3 protein-coding genes and 1 pseudogene are annotated in these 3818 nt (G+C 70.8%); 2 read left to right on the plus strand and 2 right to left on the minus strand.

The annotated features are described in order from the left end of the window. Together ABZV34_RS37590 and ABZV34_RS37595 are read left to right on the plus strand one after the other, a co-directional pair. On the plus strand, positions 1-1518 hold a 1518-nt coding region (locus ABZV34_RS37590; protein ID WP_356287216.1), incomplete at its 5' end, for a peptidoglycan recognition family protein. A gap of 179 nt (positions 1519-1697) precedes the next feature. Further along, complete coding sequence (locus ABZV34_RS37595) at positions 1698-2717, plus strand: LLM class flavin-dependent oxidoreductase (protein WP_356287219.1); 1020 nt, start codon at positions 1698-1700, stop codon at positions 2715-2717. 36 nt (positions 2718-2753) lie between these two features. Here ABZV34_RS37595 and ABZV34_RS37600 read toward each other — a convergent pair whose 3' ends face one another. Both ABZV34_RS37600 and ABZV34_RS37605 read right to left on the minus strand, forming a co-directional pair. Beyond that, a complete protein-coding gene (locus tag ABZV34_RS37600; protein ID WP_356287222.1) occupies positions 2754-3251 on the minus strand; it encodes a hypothetical protein in 498 nt (165 codons plus the stop codon). A 58-nt stretch (positions 3252-3309) separates the two neighbouring features. Beyond that, positions 3310-3818: pseudogene (locus tag ABZV34_RS37605) on the minus strand (ATP-binding protein); the annotation flags it as partial.

The raw sequence follows: 3818 nt of genomic DNA on the forward strand, positions 1-3818 counted from the left end.
GCCGAGCGCCTGCGCACGGACGCGGCCGCGAACGTCGAGGGCGGTGCCGCGCTGCTGGCCGCCACACAGAAGGACCTCGGCGAACCACTGAGCGGGAACGCGGCCGACTGGTACGCCGCGGTGGCACGCTTCTCCGGCGCGGACGACAGCGCGACCGCGGCGGCGTACGCCAACGACGTCTACGGGGTGATCCGTGCGGGCGCCGAGCGCACCACGGACTCCGGCCAGCAGATCAAACTGGCCGCCCAGCCCGCCATCGGCCCCGACACGGCGCAGCTGCGGCGGGCCGGCCTGCGGACGCTCTCCACCGCCGGCACGGAGTGCCCCACGACCGTGTCCTGCGAGTGGATCCCGGCTCCCTACTCGGAGTTCGGCGACGGCGACTACGGAAACCACGACCTCGGCAACCGGCCCTCGTCGCAGAGCATCAGGTACATCGTCATCCACGACACCGAGGGCGCCTGGGACGGCGTGCTCAACCTCGTCCAGGACCCGACCTACGTGTCGTGGAACTACACCCTGCGCTCGACCGACGGGCACATCGCCCAGCACGTGAAGGCCAAGGACGTGGCCTGGCACGCGGGCAACTGGTACGTCAACGCCAAGTCGATCGGCCTGGAGCACGAGGGCTTCCTCGCCTCGCCGGACGCCTGGTACACGGAGGAGATGTACCGGGCCTCGGCACGGCTGGTGCGGTACCTGGCGAAGAAGTACAACGTGCCCCTGGACCGGCAGCACATCCTGGGGCACGACAACGTTCCTGGTCCGACGACGTCCACGGTCCCCGGGATGCACACGGACCCGGGTCCCTACTGGGACTGGGAGCACTACTTCGCGCTGCTCGACCACCCCCTGTACCACCGGACGAAGGCGGGCGGCGGCCTGGTCATGGTGCTGCCGGACTTCGCGTCGAACAAGCCGCAGTTCACCGGATGCGTCACCAGCGGCCAGGCCTGCGCCGCCCACGGCTCCAGCGAGGTGCACCTGCACACCCTGCCCTCCGACAGCTCACCGCTGATCAAGGACATCGGGCTGCGGCCGAACGGCGCCGCCTCGACCGTCGACGTGAACGACGTGGGCTCACGTGTCTCCACCGGCCAGCAGTACGCGGTCGCCGACCGTGACGGGGACTGGACGGCGATCTGGTACCTGGGTCAGAAGGCCTGGTTCAAGAACCCCAAGACCCACCCGACCGCGGTGAGCACCTCGGGGCAGGTCATCACGCCCAAGGCGGGTCTCACGGACATCCCCGTGTACGGACGTGCCTACCCGGAGAAGGGGGCGTACCCGGCGGGCATCCCGGTCCAGGCGGTGTCGCCGCTGTCGTACAAGCTCCTCGCGGGTCAGAAGTACGTGGCCGGTGACAAGGTGCCGGGCGAGTACTTCTACTCCCCGACCTTCGACACGACGTCGCACAAGGTCGTGACCGGCAAGGACATGTACTACGAGATCCAGTTCGGGCACCGCGTCGAGTTCGTGAGGGCGGCGGACGTGGACGTGACGCGCGCGCACTCCTAGCAGCGGCACGCCTGACCACACGGGGGCCGGGTCCGCTACGGCGGATCCGGCCCCCGTGTGGTCTCTCCGTCCGGCGGCGGAATTCCTCGCCATGACCGCCGTGTTGCTCTGATGATCGCCGGTCCCTGCCATTGGGAACTGGCGTTCGAAAGAGTTGCCGTCCACGATGGAGGAGCCCCGTGCCACAGACCTCGACCCCCTTGCGGAAGCTGGGCTTCCTGACCATCGGGTTGTTCGACGAGGCCGACCCCCGGCGAGGCCATGAGTCGACGCTGGAGATCATCGAGCTGGGTGAGCGGCTGGGCTTCGACAGCGCGTGGGTGCGCCACCGGCATCTTCAGTACGGCATCTCCTCCCCCGTCGCCGTCCTGGCCGCGGCCTCGCAGCGCACCAGCCGGATCGAGCTCGGCACCGCGGTCATCCCGCTGGGCTGGGAGAACCCCCTGCGGCTGGCCGAGGACCTGGCGACCGTCGACCTGCTGTCAGGGGGCCGCCTGAATCCGGGTGTCAGCGTCGGGCCGCCGATGCACTTCGACCAGGTCAGGCACGCGCTCTATCCCGACACCGCGGAGGCGGAGGACTTCGGCTACGGCCGTGTGGAGCGGCTGCTGGACTTCGTGCGCGGCACTCCGGCGACCGGCTTCAGCGGCGTCGAGGGCATCGAGGTCTTCTCCGACCGCGTCCAGCCGCAGGCACCCGGCCTCGGCAACCGCATGTGGTACGGCGGCGGCAGCCTGCGGTCGGCGCGGTGGGCGGGAGAGCACGGAATGAACCTCCTGACCAGCAGTGTCGTCAAGGCGGAGGAGTCGGAGGACTTCGCCGAGGTGCAGTTGTCGCACATCCGGACCTTCCGCGCCCACCACCCGGACCGCGACCGGGCCCGCGTCTCCCAGGGCCTCGTCGTGATCCCCACGGACAGCGCCACGCGCGAGCAGCGCAAGCGGTACGAGGAGTACGCACGGGGGCGCACACCGCGCACCGCGACGCCGCAGGGTCCGGCCCGGATGATGTTCGCGCCCGACCTGGTGGGCACCTCCGACGAGATCGCCGAACGTCTCCACGCCCACGCCGCGTTCCAGGAGGTCGACGAGGTCGCGTTCGCGCTGCCCTTCACCTTCGCGCACGAGGACTACGTCCAGATCCTCACGGACATCGCCCACGGGCTCGGTCCCGCACTGGGGTGGCGGCCGGCCGGCTGAGCGCGGCGGCTCGGCCCCGCTGCGGGAGCCGGCGGCTCAGCTCTGCTGGAAGAGCTCCGGAGGCAGCGGCTTGAGCAGCGCGTACAGGTCGTCGGTGATGGGACGGTCCCAGGCGGCGATGGTCACCAGCACGTTGTCACTGCGGTCGAACTGCACGCAGGAGATCCGGGTCTCGGAGAGCTTGAGACGGCGCACGATGAGGAGGTTGTCACCTTGCATCACCGGCATGTCCTCGACCCCGGTGACGGTGACCTCCTCGTCGTTCTCCAGCGCCAGGAGCAGCTGGGCCACCTCGAACGGGATCTCTCCCTCGTCGACCTCCCGGGCCGGCGAACCCTCGGGCAGATTACCGATGATCATCGCCGGACCACGCCCGCCGAAGAGGTCGTAGCGCAGGAAGACACCCTGGCAGCTGCCGTCGGGAGCGGGCAGCAGGCCCGCGCCGAGATTGCCCGGCCAGTCGCCCGGATCCATGGCCAGAACGTCGAAGTCGGGACCGGCGGGCGTGGCGCTGCGGCGGCGGAGGAAGGACATGCCGCAATGGTACGTGTCCGGCCGCCGTCCGGGGCCCGGGGGCGTCTGCCGCACGGGGCTACGCGGGCGGCTGTTCGCCCAGCGCCGCCGCCAGTCCCGTACGGTCCGTGCCCACCTTCCGGTAGACGGCCGACAGCAGCCGGACGACGGACTGCTCGTCGGTGTGCAGTTCCTCGGCGACCTGGTCCGCGGTGCGGCCCCGGGCGGTGAGCACGGCCGCCGTGCGTTCCCTGGCGGTGAGCGTGTCCGTCTCGGTGCCGTGCAGCCTGCGCGGGCGCAGCCCGGCGGCCGCCAGCTCGTCACGGGCCTCTTCGACGAGCCCGTCGGCGCTGCACTGTACGGCCGCGTCGAGCCCTCGGTAGAGATGTTCGGCGGCTTCCTTGGGGCGGCCCGAGCGGCGCAGCTCGGTCCCCAGGGCGACGAGGGCGCACGCGAGTTCGTACGCGGCCGGGGAGCGCTCCAGGTGGCTCACGGACTCTTCGAGGAGTTTGACGCGGGTCGAGCCGGAGGAGACCTCGGCGGCGGCCCGCAGTGCCTGGCCGACGGCCGAGGGTGCGCCGTACTGGC

Source organism: Streptomyces sp. NPDC005195, from assembly GCF_040608315.1.
GTDB lineage: Bacteria > Actinomycetota > Actinomycetes > Streptomycetales > Streptomycetaceae > Streptomyces > Streptomyces kaempferi.